The organism is Streptomyces sp. NPDC028711 (assembly GCF_055565415.1).
This window is the reverse complement of the sequence record NZ_JBVHUJ010000010.1, coordinates 107,776-131,506: the sequence shown is the minus strand read 5'-3', so window position 1 is coordinate 131,506 and position 23,731 is coordinate 107,776. Positions and strand designations below refer to the sequence as shown.

The window sequence follows — 23,731 nt, the reverse complement described above, 5'->3', positions numbered from 1 at the left end:
CCCACGGTCGTGGGGACCGCGGCAGGGGGACCCCAGGATAGGCACCCCTCCGCCCGCCGTTTCGGTCGCCATTTCCGGTCCCGGGGCACGGCCGCTTACCGTTTCCGGCATGAGCCCCGCACAGACCAGCCCCCCGCGCCCCCTCGCGCGCCGTCGGCGGTTCGGGTGGCCCCAGCGGGTGTTCTCGCAGGTCCTGCTGATGCAGCTGGCCATCGCGACCGGTGTGACCGTCCTCGCCACGGGGCTCTTCCTCGCCCCGCTCAGCGCCCAGCTCGACGACCAGGCCATGCGGCGGGCCCTGGCCATCGCCGGGACGACCGCGTCGCCCCGGCTCGCCGCGGACCTCACCCGTACGCCGCCGTCGGCGCGGGGCCCGGTGCAGACGGAGGCCGAGCGGATCCGGGTCTCCACGGGCGCCGAGTACGTCGTGGTCATGGACACCCGCGGGGTGCGCTGGTCGCACACCGACCCGGCCGAGATCGGCAGGCGCGTCTCCACGGACCCGAGCACCGCCCTCGCCGGGCGCGAGGTGATGGAGATCGACAGCGGCACCCTGGGCCGCTCGGCGCGCGGCAAGACGCCGCTGCGGGACGCGGACGGGCGGATCGTCGGCGCGGTCTCGGTCGGCATCGAGTACGACAGCGTCCGCGACCGGCTCCTGGCCGCGATCCCGGGGCTCCTCGCCTACGCGGGCGGGGCGCTCGCGGCCGGGGCGCTGGCCGCGTACCTGATCTCCCGGCGCCTCCAGCGGCAGACCCACGACCTGGCCTTCTCCGACATCTCCGCGCTGCTCGCGGAGCGCGAGGCCATGCTGCACGGCATCCGCGAGGGGGTCGTGGCCCTTGACCGCGACGGCTGTGTGCGGCTCATGAACGACGAGGCGCAGCGGCTTCTCGGTCTCGGTCCCGAGGCGACGGGCCGGCCGCTCGACGAGGTCCTCGGCCGGGGCCGTACGGCCGACGTCCTCGCGGGCCGGGTGACCGGCGACGACCTGGTCACCGTACGGGGGCACCGGGTGCTCATCGCCAACCGGATGCCGACCGACGACGGCGGCGCCGTGGCGACCCTCCGCGACCGCACCGAGCTGGAGCGGCTCGGGCGCGAGCTGGACTCGACCCGCGGGCTGATCGACGCCCTCCGTGCCCAGGACCATGAGCACGCCAACCGGATGCACACCCTCCTCGGCCTTCTGGAGCTGGAGATGCACGAGGAGGCGGCCGAGTTCGTCACCGAGGTGGTCGGCGTGCACCGGGCGACCGCCGAGCAGGTCACGGAGAAGGTCCACGACCCGCTGCTCGCCGCGCTCCTCGTCGGCAAGGCCAGCGTCGCCGCCGAGCGGGGCGTCTCGCTGCGGATCGCCCCCGGCTCGCTGCTGCCGGACCGGCTCGTCGACCCCCGGGAACTGGTCACGGTCGTCGGGAACCTGGTCGACAACGCCCTGGACGCCGTCGCGGGCACCCCCGGCGCCCGGATCGACGTCTCCTTCCACGCCGAGGGCCGTACGGTCGTGCTGCGGGTCACGGACGGCGGTCCCGGGGTTCCGGAGGAGAGCCGCGAACTGATCTTCACCGAGGGGTGGTCGACGAAGGCGCTGCCGTCCCACGGCAAGCGCGGGCTCGGTCTCGCGCTCGTACGCCGGCTCGCCGAGCGCCGCGGCGGCACCGCCCGCGTGGCCGGGGGTCCGGAGGGAGGCGCCGAGTTCACCGTCGTCCTCCCGGACGCCCTGACCGATCCGGAGCCCGAGCCCGGCACGCTCTTCGGGGAGCAGTCGCGGGAGCCTGCGGAGGAGGCGCGATGATCGACGTCCTCGTCGTGGACGACGACGTGCGGGTGGCCCGGATCAACGCCGCCTATGTCGCCAAGGTGCCCGGCTTCCGGGTCGCCGCCGTCGCCCACTCGACCGCCGAGGCGCTCGCCGCCCTGGACGAGCACCCGGTGGACCTGATCCTCCTCGACCACTATCTGCCGGACCGGAACGGGCTCGCGGCCGTACGGGAGCTCCGGGCGCGCGGCCACCAGTGCGACGTGATCATGGTGACGGCGGCCCGCGACGTGGCCACCGTGCAGGCGGCGATGCGGCACGGGGCCCTCCAGTACCTGGTCAAGCCGTTCAACTTCGCCGGCCTCCGCCAGAAACTGGAGGCGTACGCGACGCTCCGCCGCACTCTGGAGAGCGGCGGCGAGGCGGAGCAGGCCGAGGTGGACCGCATCTTCGGGGCCCTGTCGGCGGGCTCGATCGCCCCGGACCTGCCGAAGGGGCACTCCCCCACCACGGCCGAGCTGGTCCGGCAGGTCCTGCTCGCCGCCGGTGGGCCGCTCTCCGCGCAGGAGATCGCCGAGCGGGCCGGAGTCAGCCGGCAGACGGCCCAGCGCTATCTCAAGCTCCTCGAACGCACCGGCCGCGTGACCCTCTCTCTCCGGTACGGCGAGACGGGCCGCCCCGAGCACCGCTACGCCTGGGCGGCCTCGCCGTCCGGCGGCTGAGCCGCCCTGCCACGACCGAGCCTCTGAAGGCCACAGCCGGACAGGACGGGGGCGCTGGAGACAGCCCGCAGACCCGTCAGACGGTCCCGCAGCCCCGTCAGACGGCTCCCGCACCGGTCAGCGCCCGGACCTCGGTCTCGGCGTGCCTGGCCTCGTCGGCAGGTTCGGTCGAGGTGACCGTCCCGATCCAGCCCGCGAGGAAGCCGAGCGGGATGGAGACCACTCCCGGGTTCTGCAGCGGGAAGAGGTGGAAGTCGACGCCGGGGAACAGCGCTTCTGGACTGCCGGAGACGACCGGCGAGAGCAGCACCAGCAGCACCGCGGGAATCAGCCCGCCGTACACCGACCAGACCGCGCCCCGGGTGGTGAACTTCCGCCAGAACAGCGAGTAGAGCAGCACCGGCAGGTTGGCGGAGGCCGCGACCGCGAAGGCCAGGCCGACGAGGAACGCCACATTGAGGTCGCGGGCGAGCAGCCCGAGGCCGATGGCGGCCGCGCCGATCACCGCCGCGGCGATCCGGGCCACGGTCACCTCGCTGTACCGCTTCGCGTGCGGGCGGCGCAGCGAGGAGTACAGGTCGTGGGCGACGGAGGCCGAGGAGGCGAGGGTGATGCCCGCGACGACGGCGAGGATGGTCGCGAACGCGACGGCGGCGACGACGGCGAAGAGCACGGTGCCGCCGGTGGAGCCCGCGCCGCCGCCGAGATCGAGGGCGAGCAGGGGCACGGCGGTGTTCCCTGAGGCGTTGGAGGCGCGGACCGCGTCGGGACCGATGAGCGCAGCCGCGCCGAAGCCGAGCACGATGGTCATCAGATAGAAGCTGCCGATGAGTCCGATGGACCAGACGACGGAGCGGCGGGCGGCCCGGGCGGTCGGCACGGTGTAGAAGCGCGACAGGATGTGGGGCAGGCCGGCCGTGCCCAGGACGAGGGCGAGGCCGAGGCTGATGAAGTCGAGGCGGGCCGTCCAGTCTCCGCCGTAGCGGAGTCCGGGGGCGAGGAAGTCCAGGCCGTGGCCGCTGCGTTCGGCGGCGGTGGAGAGCAGGTTGTTCACATCGCCGTGGAACCTGAGCAGGACGAGCACGGTGAGCGCGATCGTGCCCACCATGAGCAGGACCGCCTTGACGATCTGGATCCAGGTGGTGGCCCGCATGCCGCCGAGCGACACGTAGATCACCATCAGCGCGCCCACGCCGATCACGGTCCACGAGCGGGCCGCCTCGCTGGTGCCGCCGAGCAGCAGGGCGACGAGGCTCCCGGCGCCCACCATCTGGGCCACGAGGTAGAGCACGGAGACGGCCACCGAGGACGTTCCCGCCGCGATCCGTACCGGACGCTCGGCCATCCGCGCGGCGACGACGTCGGCAAGCGTGAACCGGCCGCAGTTGCGGACCAGTTCGGCCACGAGCAGCAGCACGACCAGCCAGGCGACGAGGAACCCGACGGAGTACAGCATGCCGTCGTAGCCGTAGAGCGCGATCAGCCCGGAGATGCCGAGGAAGGAGGCCGCGGACATGTAGTCACCGGCGATGGCGAAACCGTTCTCCAGGGGCGAGAACAGCCTGCCCCCGGCGTAGAACTCCTCCGCCGAACCGTGCCGGTTGCGGCTCACCCAGGTGGTGATTCCGAGGGTGACGGCGATGAAGACGCTGAACAGCAGCAGCGCGAGCGTCTGATGGTCTCCGGTCACGGCCGCGCCACCCCTCGGGTCATCTCCTGTGTGTCCCAGCGCAGGTCCAGTGCGGCCCGGTCCCTGCGCAGCCGCGCATGACGCGCGTAGGCCCAGGTCAGCAGGAAGGTGGTGAGGAACTGCCCGAGCCCCGCGACCATCGCCACGTTCACCGCTCCGGCGACGGGCCTGGCCATGAGCCCGGGTGCGGCGGTCGCCGCCACGACATAGGCGAGGTACCAGAGCAGGAACGCGAGGGCGGCCGGGAAGGCGAACCGGCGATAGCGGCGGCGCACCTCCTGGAAGGCGGGGCTCCGCTGCACTTCCAGATAGATCTCCGCCGTGCCGTGGACCCGCTGTCGCGGCACCGCGTCGGAGCGACCGTCACCGGGCGCCCGGGAGCCCGAACCGCCGTGGCCGGAGGCCGTCGCGTCGTACCAGGGGTCGTCGACCGGCATCGCCGAAGCGTCGAGCCCCTCCTGCTTGTCCACCTGCTCCACCGGCCAACTCTCCTTGTCAAGCGAACCGTTTCGGCCGCGTGCACAAGGATGGACAGAGCGGGAAGATCCCGGACTCTTCTCCTCCCTCTCTTCACCCCATCAGGTGACTCTTCTCCCGGCTGCCCTGACCAGACCGTGCCGATATGCGTACCGCACGGCCTGGTCCCGGCCGGGCCGTCACCACCCACGGGGGGCGGTTCAGGCGTCGATGCGCGAGCGGTCGAGCGTCGCCGCCGAGCCGGTGATGAACTCCTTGCGGGGAGCCACGTCGTTGCCCATCAGAAGGTCGAAGACCTGCTCCGCCGCGTCCAGGTCACCGATGTTGATGCGACGCAGGGTGCGGTGACGCGGGTCCATCGTGGTCTCCGCGAGCTGGTCGGCGTCCATCTCGCCCAGACCCTTGTAGCGCTGGATGGAGTCCTTGTAGCGGACCCCCTTGCGCTGGTACTCCAGCAGGGTCTGCCGCAGCTCGTTGTCCGAGTACGTGTAGACGTACTTGTCCTGGCCCTTCTTGGGTTGGACGAGCTCGATCCGGTGCAGCGGGGGCACGGCCGCGAAGACCCGCCCGGCCTCCACCATGGGCCGCATGTAGCGCTGGAAGAGCGTGAGCAGCAGACAGCGGATGTGGGCGCCGTCGACATCGGCGTCGACCAGGAGGACGATCTTCCCGTAACGGGCCGCGTCGATGTCGAAGGTGCGGCCCGAGCCCGCTCCTATGACCTGGATGATCGCCCCGCACTCGGCGTTCTTCAGCATGTCCGACACGGACGACTTCTGGACGTTGAGGATCTTGCCGCGGATGGGCAGCAGCGCCTGGAACTCGCTGTTCCGCGCGAGCTTGGCCGTACCGAGGGCCGAGTCGCCCTCGACGATGAAGAGCTCGCTGCGCTCCACGTCGTCGCTGCGGCAGTCGGCCAGCTTGGCCGGCAGCGAGGAGGACTCGAGCGCGGTCTTCCGGCGCTGCGCCTCCTTGTGCTGCCGGGCCGCGATCCGGGTGCGGGCCGCGGCGACGGCCTTCTCCAGGACGGCGCGCGCCTGCGCCTTGTCGTCCCGCTTGGTGGAGGTGAGGAAGGCCTTGAGCTCCTTGGCCACCACGTTCGCCACGATGCGGCGGGCGGCGGACGTGCCGAGGACCTCCTTGGTCTGCCCCTCGAACTGCGGCTCGGCGAGGCGCACCGTGACGACGGCCGTGAGCCCTTCCAGGGCGTCGTCCTTCACGATGTCGTCCTCGGCGACGCGCAGCATCTTCGCCGAGCGCAGCACCTCGTTCACCGTCTTGGTGACGGCCTGCTCGAAGCCCGAGACGTGGGTGCCGCCCTTCGGCGTGGCGATGATGTTGACGAAGGACTTGACCGTGGCGTCGTATCCGGTGCCCCAGCGCAGGGCGACGTCGACGGCGAGCTCGCGGGTGACCTCGGTCGGCGTCATGTGGCCGCGCTCGTCGAGGACCGGGACGGTCTCCTTGAAGGTGCCCTGACCGGTGAGGCGCTGGATGTCGCAGACGGCCTTGTCCTGCGCGAGGTACTCGCAGAACTCGCTGATGCCGCCGTCGAAGCGGAACGTCTCCTCGCTCTTGCCGATCCCGGCGAGGTCCCGCTCGTCGCGGACGACGATGGTGAGGCCGGGCACGAGGAAGGCGGTCTGCCGGGCACGCTGGTGCAGCGTCTCCAGGGAGAGCTTGGCGTCCTTGAGGAAGATCTGGCGGTCCGCCCAGTAGCGGACGCGGGTCCCGGTGCGGTTCTTCGGGACGCGCTTGCCCTTGAGCAGGCCGTTGGCCGGGTCGAAGGGGCTGTCGGGGCCCTGCTCGGTGAAGATGCCCGGGACACCCCGGCGGAAGCTGATCGAGTGCGTGGCGCTGTTCCGGTCGACCTCGACGTCGAGGCGTGCCGACAGGGCGTTGACCACGGAGGCGCCGACGCCGTGCAGACCGCCGGACGCCGCGTACGAGCCGCCGCCGAACTTTCCGCCGGCGTGCAGCTTCGTCATGACGACCTCGACCCCGGAGAGTCCGGTCTTCGGCTCGACGTCGACGGGGATGCCACGGCCGTTGTCCCGGACCTCCACGGACCCGTCGTCGTGGAGGATCACCTCGATGTGGTCGCAGTAGCCACCGAGAGCCTCGTCGACCGAATTGTCGATGATCTCCCAGATGCAGTGCATCAGGCCGCGGCTGTCGGTGGACCCGATGTACATACCGGGGCGCTTGCGGACCGCTTCGAGCCCTTCGAGTACGAGCAGGTGCCGCGCGGTGTAGTTGGAAGCGTCACGGTCTGCGGTCAGCAGCGCACTGGACGGCACGGACGTTTCGGCGGTCACGCGGTTCGCTCCTCGCTGAATTTGAAATCTGGCCCGATGGGGTAAGGCCCGGCGTCGGTCACCGGTCAGAGGGTACCGATGCCTGGTAGAGCCGTTGTCACGCCACCCACCCCGATTCCTCATGCTAGTCCAGCGTCGCATGGATGTTCGATCCCTCGATGGGGTGACGCGCACATCACGTTCCCTTCCAGGCATGAACCATTTAGGCTCCGGGCACGTCCTCATCAACAACCGGCAACCACGCCGGGAGGGCCGACCCACACAAGCAACGCGAAATCCGTAGAGCGAAGCAATACGGCTCATTCGCCGCCAACCGGCAGCAGACAGCCACCTTGGGAAGAAGTTTCAAGGAAAAGCCACGAGCGGGAACGTTTTCGGCCTGGTTGGATGTTGACCCTGGTACGACAGCTCGTCGAGCTAGAGAAGAGGCGACGTGACTACTGTTCTGACCCCCGCGAGCCCCCTGACGGCCGCTGACCGCTGCGACCGCTGCGGCGCCCAGGCATACCTGCGTGTCGTCCTGACCAGCGGAGGTGACTTGCTCTTCTGCGCCCACCACGGACGTAAGTTCGAGCCGGAACTCAAGAAGATCGCCGTTGAGATACAGGATGAGACGGACCGGCTGACGGACGTGCCGGCCCGCACTGTGGGCGACGAGCACTGACGCTTCGCAACCACGACGAGCTCAGATCCGGCCATTTTCGACCGGACGACGGGCGGCCACCCCGCGTTCCAGGGGGGTGACCGCCCGTTCTCGTATCGCGTCACGCATCCGGTGTCGGACAGGCGTCAGAGGCGTGCCGGAAGCACCGTGGAGACGCGTGTGTAGACACCGGGGTTCTCCGCCTGGCCACAGCCGCTGCCCCAGGACACCAGGCCGATGAGAAGCCCCTTGGCCACCAGCGGGCCTCCGCTGTCGCCCTGGCACGCATCCCTGCCGCCCTCAGGGTCGCCCGCGCACAGCATCGTGTCGCCCCGGTACGCGACACCGCCGGATCCGCCCGCGTACGCCTGCGCGCACGCGTCGTCCGGCAGCACCCGCACGGGCGCCGTCCGCAGCGTGGAGGCATAGGCCCCGTTGCCGGTCGTATCGCCCCACCCGTAGACGTGCGCCTCCGTCCCGGGCGTCTGCGCCGCGTCGTCCGCGCGGGCGACGCCGATCACGTACGACTGCGGCAGCGCGCTCACCAGTGTCAGCACCGCGAGATCGCCGGAGTTGGTCGTCGGGTCGTAATCGGGGTTCACCCAGGTGTCCGAGATGCGCACCTCCTGCCCGCCCTGACCGCGCAGCGCGGCGCGGCCGGCGATGACCACGAAGTCCCGCACCTCCCACGGCTCGCCGCCGAGCACCTCCCGCCCCAGGCAGTGGGCCGCCGTGAGGACCTTCGTGGGCGCGACGACCACGCCCCCGCAGAACTGCCCCGCGCGCGTACCCCCGAACCGGTCACGGCTGGACAGCGCCACGACCCAGGGTGCGTCCGCGATCTGGGCCGGACGCCCGCCCACCACGACGCTGTCGGCGGCCACGGGGGCGGCGGTGGTGGCCTGCCCCGCCGCTACGGCGATCAGGCCCAGAGCACCCGTCAATGCTCGGGTGAGGGAACCACGCATGGAGCCTCCTGACTCTCCGGTGATGTCGGTTCACCCAGCGTCCAGCACGAGCACGCGCCGTGCACCCCCGCACGCCGGAGGGCCCGGCTCCCTCTCGGGGAACCGGGCCCTTCCGTCTACCGCTCCGTGCCGCGTGTCCGCAGCGCGTACGGATCAGTCGAGGTAGTCGCGCAGTACCTGCGAACGCGACGGGTGACGCAGCTTCGACATCGTCTTCGACTCGATCTGACGGATCCGCTCACGGGTCACGCCGTAGACCTTGCCGATCTCGTCCAGCGTCTTCGGCTGACCGTCGGTGAGGCCGAAACGCATCGAGACGACGCCCGCCTCACGCTCGGAGAGCGTGTCGAGGACGGAGTGCAGCTGCTCCTGGAGGAGCGTGAAGCTCACCGCGTCGGCCGGGACGACCGCCTCGGAGTCCTCGATCAGGTCGCCGAACTCGCTGTCGCCGTCCTCACCCAGCGGGGTGTGGAGGGAGATCGGCTCACGGCCGTACTTCTGGACCTCGATGACCTTCTCAGGGGTCATGTCGAGCTCCTTGGCCAGCTCCTCCGGGGTGGGCTCACGGCCCAGGTCCTGGAGCATCTGACGCTGCACGCGCGCGAGCTTGTTGATGACCTCGACCATGTGCACCGGGATACGGATGGTGCGGGCCTGGTCGGCCATGGCGCGGGTGATCGCCTGACGGATCCACCAGGTGGCGTACGTGGAGAACTTGTAGCCCTTGGTGTAGTCGAACTTCTCGACCGCGCGGATCAGACCCAGGTTGCCCTCCTGGATCAGGTCCAGGAAGAGCATGCCGCGGCCGGTGTAGCGCTTGGCCAGGGAGACCACCAGACGGAGGTTGGCCTCCAGGAGGTGGTTCTTGGCCCGGCGGCCGTCCTCGGCGATGATCTCCAGCTCGCGCTTGAGCTTCGGCGCGAGCTTGTCCGAGTTCGCGAGCTTGTCCTCGGCGAACAGGCCGGCCTCGATGCGCTTGGCGAGCTCGACCTCCTGCTCGGCGTTGAGCAGCGGGACCTTGCCGATCTGCTTCAGGTAGTCCTTGACCGGGTCGGCGGTGGCACCGGCGACGGCGACCTGCTGCGCCGGAGCGTCGTCCTCGTCCTCGTCGGACAGGACGAAGCCCTTGCTCTCGCCCTCGGTCTCCTCTTCCTCGCCCTTGCCGGGCGCGACGTCCTCGAGCAGCTCTTCGCCCTCGACGATTTCGTCGGCGTCCTTCTTGGACGCGGTCTTCTTGGCCGCCGTCTTCTTGGCGACGGTCTTCTTGGCCACCGCCTTCTTGGCGACGGTCTTCTTCGCGGCCGCCTTCTTGGCGGCGACTCCGGCCTCGTCGGCCGGGTCGGCGCCCTCTGCCGCGGCGGCCGGGTCGGCCGTGACGCTGGACTTCGTCACGGTCGTCCTGGCGGTGACGGTCTTGGTGGCGGTGCGCTTGGCCGGGCTCTTCGCTGCGACGCTCTTGCGGGCGCGCTTCGGCGACTCCGCTGCACTGACCATCAGCGTCACACCCTCTTCCTCGAGGATCTGATTGAGGCTGCGCAGAACATTCTTCCACTGGGTTGGCGGAATCTGGTCAGCCTCGAAGGCCCGACGCACGTCATCGCCGGCGATCTGCCCATCAGCCTTTCCCCGCTCGATGAGCGCCATCACAGACTCGGACTCGGCGATCTCCGGCGGGAGCGTACGGGATGTGCTGGCCGACACGAACAACCTCTCGGAACGATGGAAACGGCTTCCGGCCCCGCCCTGGAGGGGGCTGGAGCCGACGACCGTCGACGGGGAATGTGCCGACGGCGCGGGCTGGACCGGGGAACTGGACAGCGCCTCCTTCGGCGGCTGTATTCCTTCCTCGGCTGTCACCTCTTAGGTCATCGCACGGCTCGGAGGAGTGTTACGCCCAATCTTCGTGGCCCCAGTCACACCTCATGTGCGACATAACGACACAGAGCGGTAGATCAGCGTACATCCGTACCGCCGGAACCCTGGCGCCACCCGGGCAATCCCTGCCGGGCCCCCGGTGCCGCTCGGACCCGGCGGCACCCGACGCCCGCCCTTCCGCGCTCCCGGCCACGGCCCGCGCGTCAGTGTTCGCGCGGGGCGGGGACGACGCGCTCCACCTCGGGGTGGACCATGAGCAGCTGCCGCATGGCCGTCTCGGCACCCAGGGCGTCCCCCGCCGCGAGCGCGTCCACGATCCGGGCGTGGTGCGAGAGGCAGGCCTCGCTCGGGCGGTCGCAGCCCGTGACGGGGCCACCGGACACCTGGAGCGCGGCGCCGACGATGCCGGAGAGGTGTTCCAGCATCCGGTTCCCGGCGAGCTGGATGAGAAGCGAGTGGAACTCGGTGTCGGCACGGGAGAAGGTGATGCCGTCCCCCTGCGCGAACGCGTGCCCCATGATCTCGACCATGTCGGCGAGACGCTGCTGGACGTCCTCCCGGCCGTGTCCGGCGGCGAGGCGGGCGGCCAGGGGCTCGATCGTCCAGCGAAGCTCGTTCAGCTCGCGGCGCTGGTCGTCGCGCTGCGGGCCGAAGGCGCGCCACTCGATGATGTCGGGGTCGAGGAGGTTCCAGTCGCTGACGGGCCTGACGCGCGTGCCGACGTTCGGGCGGGCGCTGACGAGACCCTTGGCCTCCAGCACGCGCAGTGACTCACGGACGACGGTGCGCGAGACCTCGAACCGCTGGCCGATCTCCTCGGGGACGAGCGGACGGTCGGCCCCGAGGTCGCCGGAGACGATCATCTGGCCGAGCTGCTGGACGAGCTGCCCGTGCAGCCCTCGGCCCCGGTTTCCGGTGCTCCGGCGGCCGACGCGGCCCAGGTCGGTGTCCACGCCCTCCCAGGAGGACGGGCCCACGCGGCCGGCGGCGGGCGCCTCCGCGTAGGGGTAGCGGTCGAGATCGCCCGTGGCGCCGAGGCCGGAGTCGACGGAGCGGGCGGCGGTCATCATGGTGTGCGCAAGGGTACTCACGCATCCTTTGTCGGCGTTGCCTCCGTGACCCTTGAGGTCTTTGGTGAAAAGCACACGAAAGGGTGATCGGCACCCCCTGCGCAATTGACGATTTATCGGACATACGGGGCGGCGATCAAGGGAGTTGGCAGCGAACCGGAACGTTTCAGCCAGCGAGTGATCACCAACGGGCCTTACGACGCAGGCCGGTGAGCACATAGGCACACAGCAACCCGGTCAACGTCAGCGTCAGCGCCACCCCCGCGGGCTGTCCGAGCACCCGCAGCCCCCCGGCCAGCCAGCGATCGACCGCCGGGGCCCACTGCGGACCGGCGAACTCACGCAGGCGCGCGGGGAGTCCCGCGGCCGACCGCACCTGCGGCCCCGTCAGCACTTTCTGCAACAGCGGGACGAAGGCGACCGGTACCGCGAGGACCGCGGCCACCCCGGCCGCCGCCGCCCGGAACACGCCGGCACCGAGCACCCCCGCCCAGGCGCAGCCGACAAGCAGTCCCAGCCAACTGGCGGAGAGCGTCGGCCAGTTCTTCGGGACGGTGATCAAGTCGGCGCCGTAGACGAACCTCAGGGCCTCCAGATCGGCCACCACGACGACCACCCCGAGCCCGAGGGCCACGCCCGCCGCCACGGCGAGCTTCGCCAGCAACAGACCCGGCCTGCGGGGCACGACCCCCCGGCCCGTCGTGAGCGCGGGGTAGCGGTACTCCTCACCGAACGAGAAGGCGCCGAGGAGTCCGGCCCCGAGAGCGGCGGGCGGCAGCGGGGAGATCGCGGGCCAGCCGGCCAGGACGGCGGGCAGCGCGGTGCCACCACCCCGCCCGAGGAGCAGGGCGAGCGTCACGGAACAGAGCAGGACGGCCGCCACGACGAGCGGCGTGGACGGCACACCCAGGAGCCGGTGGATCTCGTACCGGAGGGGACGCAGGGGCGAACGGGCCGGCCTGCGGGCACCGTCCGGCCCTCCGTCCGAGGCATTCCGCACCGCACCCACGGGCTGCGGCTTCGCGTCGGCGAACGCCTCACCGGCCGCCCGCTCCCCCGAGGCGCTCCCCGCCGCCCGCGGCACGGGACCGCTGTCGCCGGTCTCGGCGGCGAGCCGGTGGATCGGCACACCGTGGCGGAACGCCGTATCCCCGACGGCCGCGCAGTCACTCCCGTAGACGGACAGGCGATTGCCGTCCTCGGCGACCACCTCGACCGGGCGGCGCGCCGCTCTCGCCTCCTGGGCCACCACCGCGGCGAGCCTCGCGGCCTGGGGGGTACGGACGGCGACCCGCGGCCGCAGCCGGGTACGGGCGAACTCGGCGACGTCCTGGTCGGCGACGAGCCGTCCGCCGTGGAGCGTGACGACCCGGTCGGCGTTGCGGGCCGCGTCCTTCGGGTCCTCCGTGGTGTAGAGCACGGTTCCCCCGTCGGCCGCGTGCGCACGCAGCAGCTCGAACAGCCCCGCGCTCTCGGGTACGGAGAGGCCGGCGCCCGGCTCGTCGAGCAGCAGGGTGTGGGGGGCGCCCAACAGGGCGCACGCGAGGCCGAGTCGCCGGTCCGCTCCGATCGGGAGGGTGCCGATCCGCCGGCGCTCGAGACCGGTGAGGCCCACGGCCCGCGTGAGCGCGGCGGCCCGCGAGGCAGGGACCCCCGCGGCGGCGGAGAGCATCCGCAACTGGCCTTTGAGCGTGCGGGAGGGGTGTCCGGGGATGTCACCGAGGAGCACCCCGACCTCTCGCGGAGGATGGGCGATGCGGTGCAGCGGCCGGCCACGGAAGTAGGTGATCCCCCGGCCGGGCTCGAGTTCGAGCATGAGCCGGAGTGCGGTGGTCTTGCCGGAGCCGGACGGGCCGAGGAGGGCGGTCACGGCACCCGGCCGGGCCTCGAAGGTCAGATCGTCCACGGCGGGCGGGCGATCGCGGCGGGGAGTGCTGGTCAGTCCGATTGCCTGGAGCATCGCTTCTCTCGCGGTAGATGACACCGCTCCGCGGCAGGGCGGCGCTACCGCAGCAAGATAACGCTACATTTCGGACTTTCAGCGCAGGGTTGGGGCCCTGGGGTGCCGGATGCGCCGGCCCGTCAGACTTCGGGACGCAGCATCGGCGGGTTGAGGAGAGTGGCCCCACCTGCCCGGAAGAGCTGGGCGGGACGCCCGCCCTGACGGGTCGTGGTGCCCCCGGCCGGGACCAGGAAGCCGGGCGTGCCGGTCACCTTCCGGTGGAAGTTCCGCGGGTCCAGGGACACGCCCCAGACGGCCTCGTAGACGCGCCGCAGCTCTCCGACCGTGAACTCCGGCGGGCAGAAGGCCGTGGCAAGGGAGGAGTACTCGATCTTGGAGCGGGCGCGCTCCACGCCGTCGGCGAGGATCCGGGCGTGATCGAAGGCGAGCGCCTCGGGGCCCCCGTCCTTCTCTCCGCCGTCACCGGCGTCGGCCGCTCCGGCCGGATCTGCGCTCCCGACCGTCCCGGCGATCACGTCCTCGCCGAGCAGTTCCTCGACCGGGGCCCAGCGGGCGCTGTTCGCGTCGCCGCCGGCTCTCGGCGCGGGCAGGTCCGGGGCCAGCGCCAGGTGGGCGACGCTGACCACGCGCATGCGCGGGTCACGGTCGGGCGCCCCGTAGGTCGCCAGCTGCTCGAGGTGCGCGCCGTTGCTGGGTACGGGCGGCGGGGCGGCGGGATCATGGGCGCAGAGGCCGGTCTCCTCGACCAGCTCACGCGCGGCCGCGGCACCGAGGTCCTCGTCCTCGCGCACGAAGCCGCCGGGCAGCGCCCAACGCCCCTGGAACGGCGCTTCTCCCCGCCGTACGACCAAGGTGCAGAGCGCGTGGCGGCGCACCGTGAGCACGACCAGATCGACGGTGACGGCGAAGGGCGGAAAGGCCGACGGGTCGTAGGGAGGCATGCCGCGATCATAGTCGTCTTCCTGACGATAAACACGCCCCTCGGAAGCATCGGCGACGACTTCCTCACCCGGCCGCATGGCTTCCCTCGTGTCTGTGCCCGGCATCCCGTCACACCCCCAGCTGAAGGCCCTCGGCGGCCTCCTCGACCATACCGAGACCGAGCCTGCCGACCCGTACCGCGAACGGCTCGCCCGCGACCACGAGCCCCGAGAACCGGATCGCCCCCAGGGGGGCCGACCGCAGGGGGTACGTCGACACGGAGCGGCCCGGAGCGTCGGGCCGGATCCCGGCGAGGGCCAGGAGGGCGTGGACGGCTCCGGCGGCCGCGACGGCTGCCGGCCGGCATGCTGCCGGGTGCGGCACCGGGCGCCCGCCCGCCGTGCGCTGCTCCCCCGCGAACATCTCGGGCAGCCGGTAGGTGAAGGCCTCCGACGCGTCGAGCAGCCCGCGCAGCAGGGCGGCGGCTTCCTTCTCGTGGCCGGCCGCGGCGAGCCCGGAGATCGCGACCGCCGTCTCGTGGACCCGTACCGCGCCCGCCCGGTGGCCGAAGGGGTTGTGTCCCGGCTCCTTGGCGCCGAGGCCGCGCAGCCCCCAGCCGGAGTCCAGGGCCGGGGTGCCGAGCAGCCTCGCCACCTGTTCGGTCTCCACCCTGTCCAGCAGACCCTGCGCGTAGCGGCCGCCGCCGAGCAGTCCTGTGTCGAGCAGGTGCGCGGCCCAGCCGCCCAGGTGGGACAGGCTCCGGCCGTCCCTCGCCCGGCTGACGGCAGGGCGGCCCCCCGCCCGGTCGTCGAGCCAGAACTCCCGCCGGAAGCGCTCGCGGAGCGTCCTCGCCAGTTCCCGCAGTGCGTCTCCCCCTGGTCTCCCGCAGCCGTCGAGCAGGTCCGCCCCGAGCAGGGCCGCGCGGTGCGCGTGCGCCTGCGTCTCGGTCCGCCAGGGCCCGGCGGGCCCGGGGTCCGCCACGAGTCCGTCCCCTCCGGTCGCCCGGCGGAGCCAGCCGAGGCAGCGTTCCGCGACGGGAAGCAGTTCCTCGAGGTCCGCCGCCGGCAGCCCCCAGCGGCGGGCCTCGGCGAGAACGACAGGAATGGCGAGGGTGGACTCGATGCCCGTGCAGCGGGGCGGCAGATGCGGTCCCGCGTCCCTGAGGTGTCCTGGGATACGGCCGGACTCGGGCCCGCCGCCGGTGAGTTGGGTGCGGCCGAGGGCGCGCAGGGTGGTGACGGCGAGGCGGGTGCCGAGGGGAAGGGCCATCCGGGCCGCCCAGAGCGCCTCGGCGGTGACCGGTCCGCAGCGCCAGGGGACACCGGCCGCGAGATGGACGTCCGCGGGATGCGCGGGGTCGCGCTGGAGCAGGGCCCGCAGGTCCTCGACGGACGCGCGCAGCAGTTCCCCCGGGCGGGGGTCGTCGCCCTCGGCCCGGGCGTCGGCGAGAAGGTGGCCGCCTGGCCGTCCGGCGGCCGCGCCCGAGGCGGCGGAGAAGCGGGCGGTCGAGTCGTCGCGTACCCGCAGCTGGACGGTGAAGGCGCCGCCGGGCGCGACGTCGGCCTCCCAGCGGAGCACTCCGGCCGCCGCCAGGGAGTCCATCGGCGGCGGGTCCGCCGTGACGGCGACGGCCCTGCCTTCCCCGGTCCAGCGGAGACCGGTGCCGTGGACGCTCGCGGTGAGCTCGGGGACGGACCGGCCGGACGCCACCGCGCCCAGGTCCGCGAGATCCGTGCCCAGAGCGATTTCCACGGGGAGCCGGAGCGGCCGGGCGACGGCGCTGCGCAGGGTGATCCGCTCGGTTCCGTCGGCGCTCCGGGTGCGTTCGACGGTGAGACCGGGGTCGGGCCCCGTGTCTCCCGGCACACGGAGGACGCCGAGGAAGACCGCCCGGTCGGGGGCCGCCATACGGCCCTGGAGGGGGACCGGCTCGCGTCCCGCCACCCGGAGGACACAGCGGGAGAGGAGCCGGCGGCCCGCCGCGTAGACACCTTCGGGTCCTTCGCCGGTGAGCTGACCGTGCTCGGGGCAGACTGCGAGGGCCGGAAGGGCCACGCAGAGAAGCGCGCCGTGCACCGAGGGAAGCTCCATCGGGCGCGCCGCCCGTGGAGGCACGGCGCCGGTGCCGGACGGGCGTCCCGGCGCGTGACCGGTCGGGGATCCGGTGGGCCGGCCGGGGGCCGGGACGGGGCTGAGGGCCATGGCGGATACGGGGTGCTCTCTGTGCGAACCGGGCGGCCGGCGGAGTGTCGGCGGGACGGCTCGGACGACTCCGCCAGAGAGCTGAACGCGGCTGCGGGCAGCCGGGTCACGGTCGTCATCGGCCACTCCTGCTGCCGCGCTGTCCGCCGTGCCGCGGTGACCCGCTCCCCGGCTTCCCCGTGGCGGGTCCGCCGGGCCGGACACCGGCCGTCGTCCGGCGCTCCGCACCACCGGTCTGGCGACCGGGTTTCCGGAGGGTCTGCCGGGGGCTCTGCGGGCGGGTCGTGCGCATCCGGACGCGTCGGGAGTCGGCGGGAACGGACGGTTCCACAGCGGCTCGGGTGTCCCGCTCGCTCCGCAGGCAGGAGCGGAGCGACTCGGGGTCGAGCCCTTCGTTGCACGCCTGGTGCAGCAGGCGGGCGAACACGTACTCGGGATCGGCGTCGAGTGCGAGCCCGAGGGCAACCCGGGCGGTCGGCTCGTCGCCGGTGGACCAGGCGACCCATCCCGCGAGGGTGAGGGGGGCGGCCGCGTGCTCCTGGTAGGGGCTGACACAGCGCCTGGCAAGGACCCGCCAGAGCCGCAGGGCCGCGGTGCCCTCCCAGCCCTCCATCCATTCGGCGGCGCGGTCGCGGGTGACCCGGTCCTGGAGTCCGATGATCAGCGCGGCCGCTTCGTCGATCCCGACCAGGGCGTCGTCCGCCGCGTCTCCCTCGGCCGTTCCGGCGCCTGCCCCTGCGGCGTTCACCTGCCCCGTCCGGTCCGTCGGGCCGGTCGGGCGCTCGTGGCCCGGGCCCCCCTGGTTCGGCCGCTCCTGGCTCGGGCGTTTCGGGTTGACGAACCTGCGGAGGACGGCGCGGGCGAGTCGCAGCGTCGTCTCGCGCACCTCTTCCCGCCCCTTGCCCTCCGCCCCTTCGAGGATCCGGGGGACGATCGCGGCGGCCGTGGCGTCGAGTGCCGCGCGCTGTTCCTCCTCCCGCGGGCCGCCGGAGGGCTTGAGCCGGCCTTCCATGTCCCGCAGGGAACCCCGGACCTGGACTCCGGCGTAGGCCGCGGCGGCCGCCATCACCGATGTGCCGCTGAGCGCGAGGGGAGTGCCGTCGGGCGGGCAGCAGCGCGTGTCGGGGCAGCAGTACGAGAAGTAGAGACCGTCGGAGATGCAGAGGGCCTCGTAGACGGGGATGTCGAGGGCGCCACAGGCGGTACGCAGGTGCTGGGCGAAGGGGCGCAGTCGTTCCATGACGCCCCGGCCCGTCTCGCCGGCCCGGGGGTCCTGGCAGAGGAAGACGACGATGCCGTCCGGCCGGGTGCCGCTCCTGCCTCCTCCGTCGATGAGGCATTCGGCGAGGTGTCCGGCGGTGGACGCCCATTCGTGGGGCGCGCTCGGAATGCCGAGCCTGACTCGGCCGCCGAAGCGGCCGCGCTCGCCGTGGAGGGCGACCAGGACGACGGAGTCGGTGGGGTGGAAGCCCAGCATGAACGGCAGGGCGTCGGCCAGTTCCGCCGGGCCTCGCAGGGTGATCTGCTGGGTACGGGAGGGTCCGCTGGATTCGTGGTGATTCGCGTTCATGGTCAGGACGGTCTCGTGATCTCCCGAAATCCGAAACCCCTGTGGATAACTCCCGGAACGAGGTGTCGGCCGACCGTCGAGTTGTCCACAGGCTCGGCCGCTCATTCGCGCGATGTCCGAGGCATCGGGTTGCATGGAGGCATGACCCACGCAGATCCCCTGGAAGACCGCGCCGCGCTCCGGACCGCCGCCGATGCCGTGCTCGCCCGTCTCGTATCGGACCCGACCGGCAAGGCGAGACTGCGCGAGGACCAGTGGCGTGCCATCGAGGCACTCGTCGCGGACCGGCGCCGGGCCCTGGTGGTGCAGCGGACCGGCTGGGGGAAGTCGGCCGTGTACTTCGTGGCGACCTCGCTGCTCCGGGAGCGCGGAAGCGGTCCGACCGTGATCGTCTCCCCGCTGCTCGCGCTGATGCGCAACCAGGTGGAGGCGGCGGCTCGGGCGGGCATCCGCGCCCGGACGATCAACTCTTCGAACACGGAGGAGTGGGAGACCGTCCAGGAGGAGGTGTCCGCCGGCGAGGTGGACGTGCTCCTGGTGAGCCCCGAGCGGCTCAACAATCCCGACTTCCGCGACCAGGTCCTCCCCCGGCTCGCGGCCGCCACCGGGCTGCTCGTGGTCGACGAGGCACACTGCATCTCGGACTGGGGGCACGACTTCCGGCCCGACTACCGCAGGTTGCGCACGATGCTGGCCGACCTGCCGTCCGGGGTGCCGGTGCTCGCCACCACGGCGACGGCGAACGCCCGGGTGACGGCGGACGTGGCCGAGCAGCTCGGTACGGGCGCCGGCACGGACGCCCTCGTGCTGCGCGGGCCGCTGGACCGCGAGAGTCTGAGCCTGGGCGTGGTCAGACTGCCCGACGCGGCCCATCGGCTGGCCTGGCTGGCCGATCACCTCGGCGAGCTGCCCGGTTCCGGGATCATCTACACGCTGACGGTCGCCGCGGCCGACGAGGTCACGGCCTATCTGCGCCAGTGCGGCCACACGGTCTCGTCGTACACGGGCCGGACGGAGAACGCCGACCGGCAGCAGGCCGAGGACGACCTGCAGGCCAACCGCGTCAAGGCACTGGTGGCGACGTCGGCCCTCGGTATGGGCTTCGACAAGCCGGACCTGGGCTTCGTGGTGCATCTCGGGTCGCCTTCCTCCCCGATCGCGTACTACCAGCAGGTCGGCCGGGCCGGGCGAGGCGTGGAGCACGCAGAGGTGCTGCTGCTTCCCGGCCAGGAGGACGAGGCGATCTGGCGCTACTTCGCCTCGGTGGCCTTCCCGCCCGAGGAGCAGGTGCGGCGCACGCTCGATGTGCTCGCGCAGGCGGGCCGCCCGTTGTCCCTGCCGGCTCTGGAGCCCTTGGTGGAGCTGCGCAGGACACGGCTTGAGACCATGCTCAAGGTCCTCGACGTGGACGGCGCCGTGCGGCGGGTGAAGGGCGGCTGGGAGAGCACGGGCCGGCCCTGGGTGTACGACACGGAGCGGTACGCGTGGGTGGCGCGTCAGCGAGCGGCCGAGCAGCAGGCGATGCGCGACTACGCGGCGGGGACGGGCTGCCGGATGGAGTTCCTGCGGCGCCAGTTGGACGACGAGGAGGCCACTCCGTGCGGTCGCTGTGACAACTGTGCGGGCGGCCGGTTCGACCCGAAGGTGTCGGACGCGGCTCTGGACGCCGCCAAGGGCGAGTTGGGACGTCCGGGAGTGGAGGTGGAGCCGCGCAAGATGTGGCCGACGGGTCTCGCCGCGGTCGGGGTCGATCTGAAGGGCCGTATCCCGCCCCGCGAGCAGGCGTTCGGCGGCCGCGCCCTGGGGCGGCTCTCGGACATCGGCTGGGGCAACCGGCTGCGTCCACTGCTGGCCGACACCGCCCCCGACGGGCCGGTGCCCGACGACGTCGTGCAGGCGGTGGTGCATGTGCTCGCCGACTGGGCCAAGGGTCCCGGAGGTTGGGCCTCCGGTGCGCCGGACGCGCCGGCGCGGCCCGCCGGGGTGGTCACGGTCGCCTCCCACCGCAGGCCCCGACTGGTGGGTTCGCTCGGGCAGCGCATCGCCGAGATCGGCAGGATGCCCCTGCTGGGCGAGGTGGAGTACGCGCCCGAGGCGGAAGAGCTGCGACTGTCCCGGACCAACAGCGCCCAGCGGGTGGTCGGGTTGCAGCGGACCCTGACGGTCTCCGCGGAGTTGGGCGGAAGGTTGGCCACCGCCGGCGGGCCTGTTCTCCTCGTGGACGATCTCTCCGACAGCGGCTGGACGTTGGCGGTGGCGGCACGGCTGCTGCGGCGGGCCGGAGCGGAAGGGGTATTTCCGCTGGTACTTGCCGTCCAGGGGTGAAACAGGAGAGGAAACGGGGAGTGAACAATGGGCAACTGGGCAGGGATATGAGTGGCATACCAACCCATTCCCGTCAGCTGCCTCAATTGCTCGTTGCCGCTCGCGCACAGGCCAGCAAGAATTGGGAAACCGCCCCGCACGGCCCGTCAGCGGTCCGGAAGGACTGTGCCGTGGTGCGCCCTCACCCGACCTTGCCCGCCTCGCGGGCGCGTATCCGAAGGGAGGACCGTGACCCTCGGATTCGCTCCGCCCACAGCCACCTCGCTCAGATCGTCGTCCGAGTCCGCCAACCGCCTCACCCGGATACTCGAACCGGCCGAGTGGTCAGCGGCGGGCATCCCCCTGCTGCGCAATCCGCGTGAGGTCGTCGGCGGACTGCACTCCCGTCACACGCCCACGCCCTCGATGGCGGTTCTCGCGGTTCTGGACCACGAGGAACGGCTCGCCGCCAGCGCCTCGTTCCTCCGGCGTCCCTCGCCGGCGGACGGCTGGGAGTTCCGCAACGCCCTGCTCGCGCATCTGCGGCGGGTCATTCCGCACGACCTGCGCAGGCGCTCGCCCGTGCGGACCGCGGTCCTGCTGTACTGCCGTGAGGGCGACGAGCGCTGGACGGAGGAGGACGGAGCCTGGATGTGGGGGCTCCGGGACGCCTGCACCCTGCACGGGCTCCGCTGCGGCGCGTACATCACGCTGACCGGAGCGGGTTGGCAGGTGCTCGGCGAGGGCCGGGGCGGTCGCCGTCCGAGCTCCGACTCGCTGCCGCTGCCCCTCGGTGACGGGCCGGCCGAACTCGGCCGGCTCACGCCGCGAACCGCGAGCGGCGCGACCGAGCCCCTGCGCAGGGCGGCCGCGCGCTGATCGCGTGGTCGACGCCGACCTCCGCCTCCGCCGGTCCGGTCCGATCCGGTCCGGCGGAGGGGTGGTCGATCAGACTCCGGCGCCCGCTCCGAGGAGCGCCGTGACGCGCTGCGAGTCACCGCAGACGACGAGCAGCGCGGTCGCGCGGGCCATCGCCGCCGGCAGGGCCTTGGCGGTCGACTCGTCGTCTCCGCCGTTGACGGCGACGATCACGACGGGCCGGGAGTTCGCGCGCTCCACGGCGGCGGCGTTCGCGAAGAAGACGTCGTCACCGGTGTCCTGCTGGCCCCAGTAGGCGGCCTCGCCGAAGGACAGCTCATGCGTGGTCCACGGGTGCGGATCGCCGGTGGTGAGCACGAGGACCTCGCCGGGTGCCCGTCCGCTCTCCAGGAGCAGGTCCAGGGCCTCTTCGGCGGCGTCGAGCGCGCCGTCGACGGAGGCCGGGATCAGCTGGAGCTGCGGCGTGGATCGCCGGTCGGAACGATTCTCCGGAGTGTGCGCCGGAGACTGCCCGGCACCGGGGTGCGGGCGGGGCGCCGGCGGCGCGGGCCTGGCCGGACCGGGAACGGGGCGTCCGGGCCGCGGAGAGGCCGCGGAACGCGGGCCGGGTACGGGACGGGGGGTCGACGCGGGGCGGCCGGCGGCCGCGGTGGCGCGGGGACCCTGGGCGCTCTCGTGAATCTGAGGCTCCTCGGGGGTGAGAGGCATGGGTGGATGTCTATCAAACGCCGCTGCGCGAGGCACCGGCGGGTGGGCACACATGTGCACCCCGGCCGTGCGGGAGGCCCTTCGGCAGGGTCCCTCGACCGGAAGTTCAGAAGTCGAAGCCGAGTTGGCCCCCGCTCTCCAGCGCGGCCGCCTCGGCGGAGAGGCGGACCTTCTTGAGGTGGCGCCACCTGGGCATCGCGTCCAGGTACGACCAGGAGAGACGGTGGTGAGGGGTGGGACCCAGCTCCTCCAGCGCAGCCTTGTGGACCGGCGAAGGGTAGCCCGCGTTGGCCCCGAAGGCATACGCCGCGTACTCCTCGGCGCCGGCCTGCAGCTCTGCCATGACGGCGTCCCGCCGGACCTTGGCGATGACAGAGGCGGCGGCCACGGCGACGCAGGACTGGTCGCCCTTGATCACCGTGCGGACCTGCCAGGGGCTGCCGAGGTAGTCGTGCTTGCCGTCGAGGATCACCGCGTCGGGCCGGACGGGGAGACCTTCGAGGGCCCGGATCGCGGCGAGCCGCAGTGCGGCGGTCATACCGAGCTCGTCGATCTCCTGCGGGGTGGCGTCGCCGAGCGCGTACGCCGTGACCCACCCCTCCAGTTCCGCGGCGAGCGCGGTACGGCGCTTGAGGGTGAGCAGTTTGGAGTCGGTGAGGCCTTCGGGGGCCCGGCGCAGGCCGGTGACGGCCGCGCACACCGTGACGGGGCCGGCCCACGCCCCGCGTCCGACCTCGTCGACTCCGGCGACGATCTTGGCGCCGGTGGTGGCTCGGAGCGATCGCTCGACGGTGTGGGTGGGTGGTTCGTACGGCATGGCGCCTGACAGGTTACGCCGCCTGGTGCCGCCCGCGATACCCGGATTCCCCTCGGAAGTCCGAGAGGCCCCTCGCCACGGTCCCCGAACCTTCGTGAGCCACCTCTCGGGCCCTTCTCCGACCGCGTCAGGCGCGGACCAGCGGCACCATGATCCGGTCGACGAGGTCGGCGATCTCACGGTCCGGCCATTCACTCGCGCACACTTTCGAGCGGTACATCATCATGGCGGGAACGACGTCGATCACCAGGTCGTCGTCGGCGTCGGCTCGCACCTCACCCCGTGTGATTCCCCGGCTCAGGACAGTTCTGAAGAGTCGAGCCGAGGGCTCGACCACTCCCGTGACAATCAAGTCATGGAACCGTTCGGCCGACTCGGCGTCGCATTCGTGAAGCACGGCACGCAGGGCGAAGCCGGGCTTCGAGTACATGACGTCCCTGATCCGGCGGCACAGCTCGTACAGCTCGTCGCGCACACCACCGAGGTCCGGCGCGTCATGGAGCGCGGGCAGTCCGGCCCGGAGCGCGTCGGCGACGAGGTCTTCCTTCGACGGCCAGCGCCGGTACACCGCGGCTTTACCCGTCTGCGCGCCGACCGCGACACCCTCCATCGTCAGACCGTTCCAGCCGACGCTTCCCAGCTGTTCGAGCGTGGCCTCCAGAATGGCCCGTTCGAGTACGGGGCCGCGGCGTCGCGACGACGCCCCTTCCGGCCGGGCGGCGGCCGCGGAGCGCGAAGTAACCATCAGGATCTCTCCGTTGAGGCGATACATGTCGTAGGCAGCGCTCAGTGAACGGTTGCGTTCTCTGAGGGGGACTCACTACCGTGGTGGACAGTGAACG

The 23,731-nt window shown here is 72.1% G+C and carries 18 protein-coding genes; 5 read left to right on the top strand and 13 right to left on the bottom strand.

Annotation, left to right across the window (positions count from 1 at the left end):
* Positions 1-109 precede the first annotated feature (109 nt).
* Positions 110-1,798, top strand: a complete 1,689-nt coding sequence (locus ACZ4VK_RS27770) for a sensor histidine kinase (RefSeq protein WP_468357551.1) — start codon at positions 110-112, stop codon at positions 1,796-1,798.
* The gene (locus ACZ4VK_RS27765) at positions 1,795-2,484 is read left to right on the top strand and encodes a DUF7342 family protein (RefSeq protein WP_468357548.1); all 690 of its coding nucleotides are present in this window, start codon (positions 1,795-1,797) and stop codon (positions 2,482-2,484) included. The genes ACZ4VK_RS27770 and ACZ4VK_RS27765 overlap by 4 nt, the downstream gene beginning before the upstream one ends.
* Before the next feature lie 97 nt (positions 2,485-2,581).
* Here ACZ4VK_RS27765 and ACZ4VK_RS27760 read toward each other — a convergent pair whose 3' ends face one another.
* The 3 genes from ACZ4VK_RS27760 to ACZ4VK_RS27750 form a co-directional block, all read right to left on the bottom strand.
* Entirely contained in the window at positions 2,582-4,174 is a 1,593-nt protein-coding gene (locus ACZ4VK_RS27760) for a solute symporter family protein (RefSeq protein ID WP_468357545.1), read from the bottom strand.
* Entirely contained in the window at positions 4,171-4,611 is a 441-nt protein-coding gene (locus tag ACZ4VK_RS27755; RefSeq protein WP_468358021.1) for a DUF485 domain-containing protein, read from the bottom strand. Before ACZ4VK_RS27755 ends, ACZ4VK_RS27760 begins: the two co-directional genes overlap by 4 nt.
* 240 nt (positions 4,612-4,851) lie before the next feature.
* On the bottom strand, positions 4,852-6,969 hold the full coding sequence (locus tag ACZ4VK_RS27750; protein WP_468357542.1) for a DNA gyrase/topoisomerase IV subunit B: 2,118 nt from the start codon (positions 6,967-6,969) through the stop codon (positions 4,852-4,854).
* A 433-nt stretch (positions 6,970-7,402) separates the two neighbouring features.
* Here ACZ4VK_RS27750 and ACZ4VK_RS27745 point away from each other — a divergent pair, with 433 nt between their 5' ends.
* The gene (locus ACZ4VK_RS27745) at positions 7,403-7,633 is read left to right on the top strand and encodes a DUF7455 domain-containing protein (protein WP_030211728.1); all 231 of its coding nucleotides are present in this window, start codon (positions 7,403-7,405) and stop codon (positions 7,631-7,633) included.
* A gap of 125 nt (positions 7,634-7,758) precedes the next feature.
* On the opposite strand, the gene ACZ4VK_RS27740 is transcribed toward ACZ4VK_RS27745, so the two are convergent.
* The 7 genes from ACZ4VK_RS27740 to ACZ4VK_RS27710 all read right to left on the bottom strand — a co-directional run bounded on the left by ACZ4VK_RS27740 (position 7,759) and on the right by ACZ4VK_RS27710 (position 18,181).
* The gene (locus ACZ4VK_RS27740; RefSeq protein ID WP_468357539.1) at positions 7,759-8,580 is read right to left on the bottom strand and encodes a serine protease; all 822 of its coding nucleotides are present in this window, start codon (positions 8,578-8,580) and stop codon (positions 7,759-7,761) included.
* 153 nt (positions 8,581-8,733) lie between these two features.
* On the bottom strand, positions 8,734-10,281 hold the full coding sequence (locus ACZ4VK_RS27735; RefSeq protein ID WP_468357536.1) for an RNA polymerase sigma factor: 1,548 nt from the start codon (positions 10,279-10,281) through the stop codon (positions 8,734-8,736).
* A gap of 377 nt (positions 10,282-10,658) precedes the next feature.
* Positions 10,659-11,546 (bottom strand): FadR/GntR family transcriptional regulator, encoded by an 888-nt coding sequence (locus ACZ4VK_RS27730; protein WP_468357533.1) that lies wholly within the window; start codon positions 11,544-11,546, stop codon positions 10,659-10,661.
* A 160-nt stretch (positions 11,547-11,706) separates the two neighbouring features.
* Positions 11,707-13,485: an ATP-binding cassette domain-containing protein gene (locus tag ACZ4VK_RS27725; protein ID WP_468357530.1), complete on the bottom strand. Its 1,779-nt coding sequence runs from the start codon at positions 13,483-13,485 to the stop codon at positions 11,707-11,709.
* Positions 13,486-13,607: 122 nt separating this feature from the next.
* Positions 13,608-14,429, bottom strand: coding sequence for an NUDIX hydrolase (locus ACZ4VK_RS27720; protein WP_468357527.1), 822 nt, complete (start codon positions 14,427-14,429; stop codon positions 13,608-13,610).
* Between the two features lie 109 nt (positions 14,430-14,538).
* Positions 14,539-16,611, bottom strand: coding sequence for a glycogen debranching N-terminal domain-containing protein (locus ACZ4VK_RS27715; RefSeq protein ID WP_468357524.1), 2,073 nt, complete (start codon positions 16,609-16,611; stop codon positions 14,539-14,541).
* A 115-nt stretch (positions 16,612-16,726) separates the two neighbouring features.
* Positions 16,727-18,181 carry a DUF4192 domain-containing protein gene (locus ACZ4VK_RS27710; protein WP_468357521.1) on the bottom strand — a complete coding sequence of 485 codons (1,455 nt, stop codon included), beginning with the start codon at positions 18,179-18,181 and terminating at the stop codon, positions 16,727-16,729.
* Positions 18,182-18,322: 141 nt separating this feature from the next.
* Between ACZ4VK_RS27710 and ACZ4VK_RS27705 the strand changes: the two genes are divergently transcribed.
* A complete protein-coding gene (locus ACZ4VK_RS27705) occupies positions 18,323-20,506 on the top strand; it encodes a RecQ family ATP-dependent DNA helicase (protein WP_468357518.1) in 2,184 nt (727 codons plus the stop codon).
* A gap of 228 nt (positions 20,507-20,734) precedes the next feature.
* On the top strand, positions 20,735-21,364 hold the full coding sequence (locus ACZ4VK_RS27700; RefSeq protein ID WP_468357515.1) for a hypothetical protein: 630 nt from the start codon (positions 20,735-20,737) through the stop codon (positions 21,362-21,364).
* Positions 21,365-21,433: 69 nt separating this feature from the next.
* Here the strand turns inward: ACZ4VK_RS27700 and ACZ4VK_RS27695 are convergent, their stop codons facing one another.
* The 3 genes from ACZ4VK_RS27695 to ACZ4VK_RS27685 all read right to left on the bottom strand — a co-directional run bounded on the left by ACZ4VK_RS27695 (position 21,434) and on the right by ACZ4VK_RS27685 (position 23,634).
* Entirely contained in the window at positions 21,434-22,072 is a 639-nt protein-coding gene (locus ACZ4VK_RS27695; protein ID WP_468357512.1) for a hypothetical protein, read from the bottom strand.
* Between the two features lie 106 nt (positions 22,073-22,178).
* Complete coding sequence (locus ACZ4VK_RS27690) at positions 22,179-22,889, bottom strand: ribonuclease HII (protein ID WP_468357509.1); 711 nt, start codon at positions 22,887-22,889, stop codon at positions 22,179-22,181.
* Between the two features lie 127 nt (positions 22,890-23,016).
* A complete protein-coding gene (locus ACZ4VK_RS27685; RefSeq protein WP_468358018.1) occupies positions 23,017-23,634 on the bottom strand; it encodes a TetR/AcrR family transcriptional regulator in 618 nt (205 codons plus the stop codon).
* Positions 23,635-23,731: the final 97 nt, after the last annotated feature.

Excerpts from the sequence above, each read along its gene's own strand:
- ACZ4VK_RS27770 (WP_468357551.1), top strand. The coding sequence starts at position 110 with ATGAGCCCCGCACAGACCAGCCCCCCGCGCCCCCTCGCGCGCCGTCGG.
- ACZ4VK_RS27765 (WP_468357548.1), top strand. The coding sequence starts at position 1,795 with ATGATCGACGTCCTCGTCGTGGACGACGACGTGCGGGTGGCCCGGATC.
- ACZ4VK_RS27755 (WP_468358021.1), bottom strand. The coding sequence starts at position 4,611 with ATGCCGGTCGACGACCCCTGGTACGACGCGACGGCCTCCGGCCACGGC.
- ACZ4VK_RS27740 (WP_468357539.1), bottom strand. The coding sequence starts at position 8,580 with ATGCGTGGTTCCCTCACCCGAGCATTGACGGGTGCTCTGGGCCTGATC.
- ACZ4VK_RS27725 (WP_468357530.1), bottom strand. The coding sequence starts at position 13,485 with ATGCTCCAGGCAATCGGACTGACCAGCACTCCCCGCCGCGATCGCCCG.
- ACZ4VK_RS27720 (WP_468357527.1), bottom strand. The coding sequence starts at position 14,429 with ATGCCTCCCTACGACCCGTCGGCCTTTCCGCCCTTCGCCGTCACCGTC.
- ACZ4VK_RS27715 (WP_468357524.1), bottom strand. The coding sequence starts at position 16,611 with ATGGCCCTCAGCCCCGTCCCGGCCCCCGGCCGGCCCACCGGATCCCCG.
- ACZ4VK_RS27710 (WP_468357521.1), bottom strand. The coding sequence starts at position 18,181 with ATGAACGCGAATCACCACGAATCCAGCGGACCCTCCCGTACCCAGCAG.
- ACZ4VK_RS27705 (WP_468357518.1), top strand. The coding sequence starts at position 18,323 with ATGACCCACGCAGATCCCCTGGAAGACCGCGCCGCGCTCCGGACCGCC.
- ACZ4VK_RS27695 (WP_468357512.1), bottom strand. The coding sequence starts at position 22,072 with ATGCCTCTCACCCCCGAGGAGCCTCAGATTCACGAGAGCGCCCAGGGT.
- ACZ4VK_RS27690 (WP_468357509.1), bottom strand. The coding sequence starts at position 22,889 with ATGCCGTACGAACCACCCACCCACACCGTCGAGCGATCGCTCCGAGCC.
- ACZ4VK_RS27685 (WP_468358018.1), bottom strand. The coding sequence starts at position 23,634 with ATGGTTACTTCGCGCTCCGCGGCCGCCGCCCGGCCGGAAGGGGCGTCG.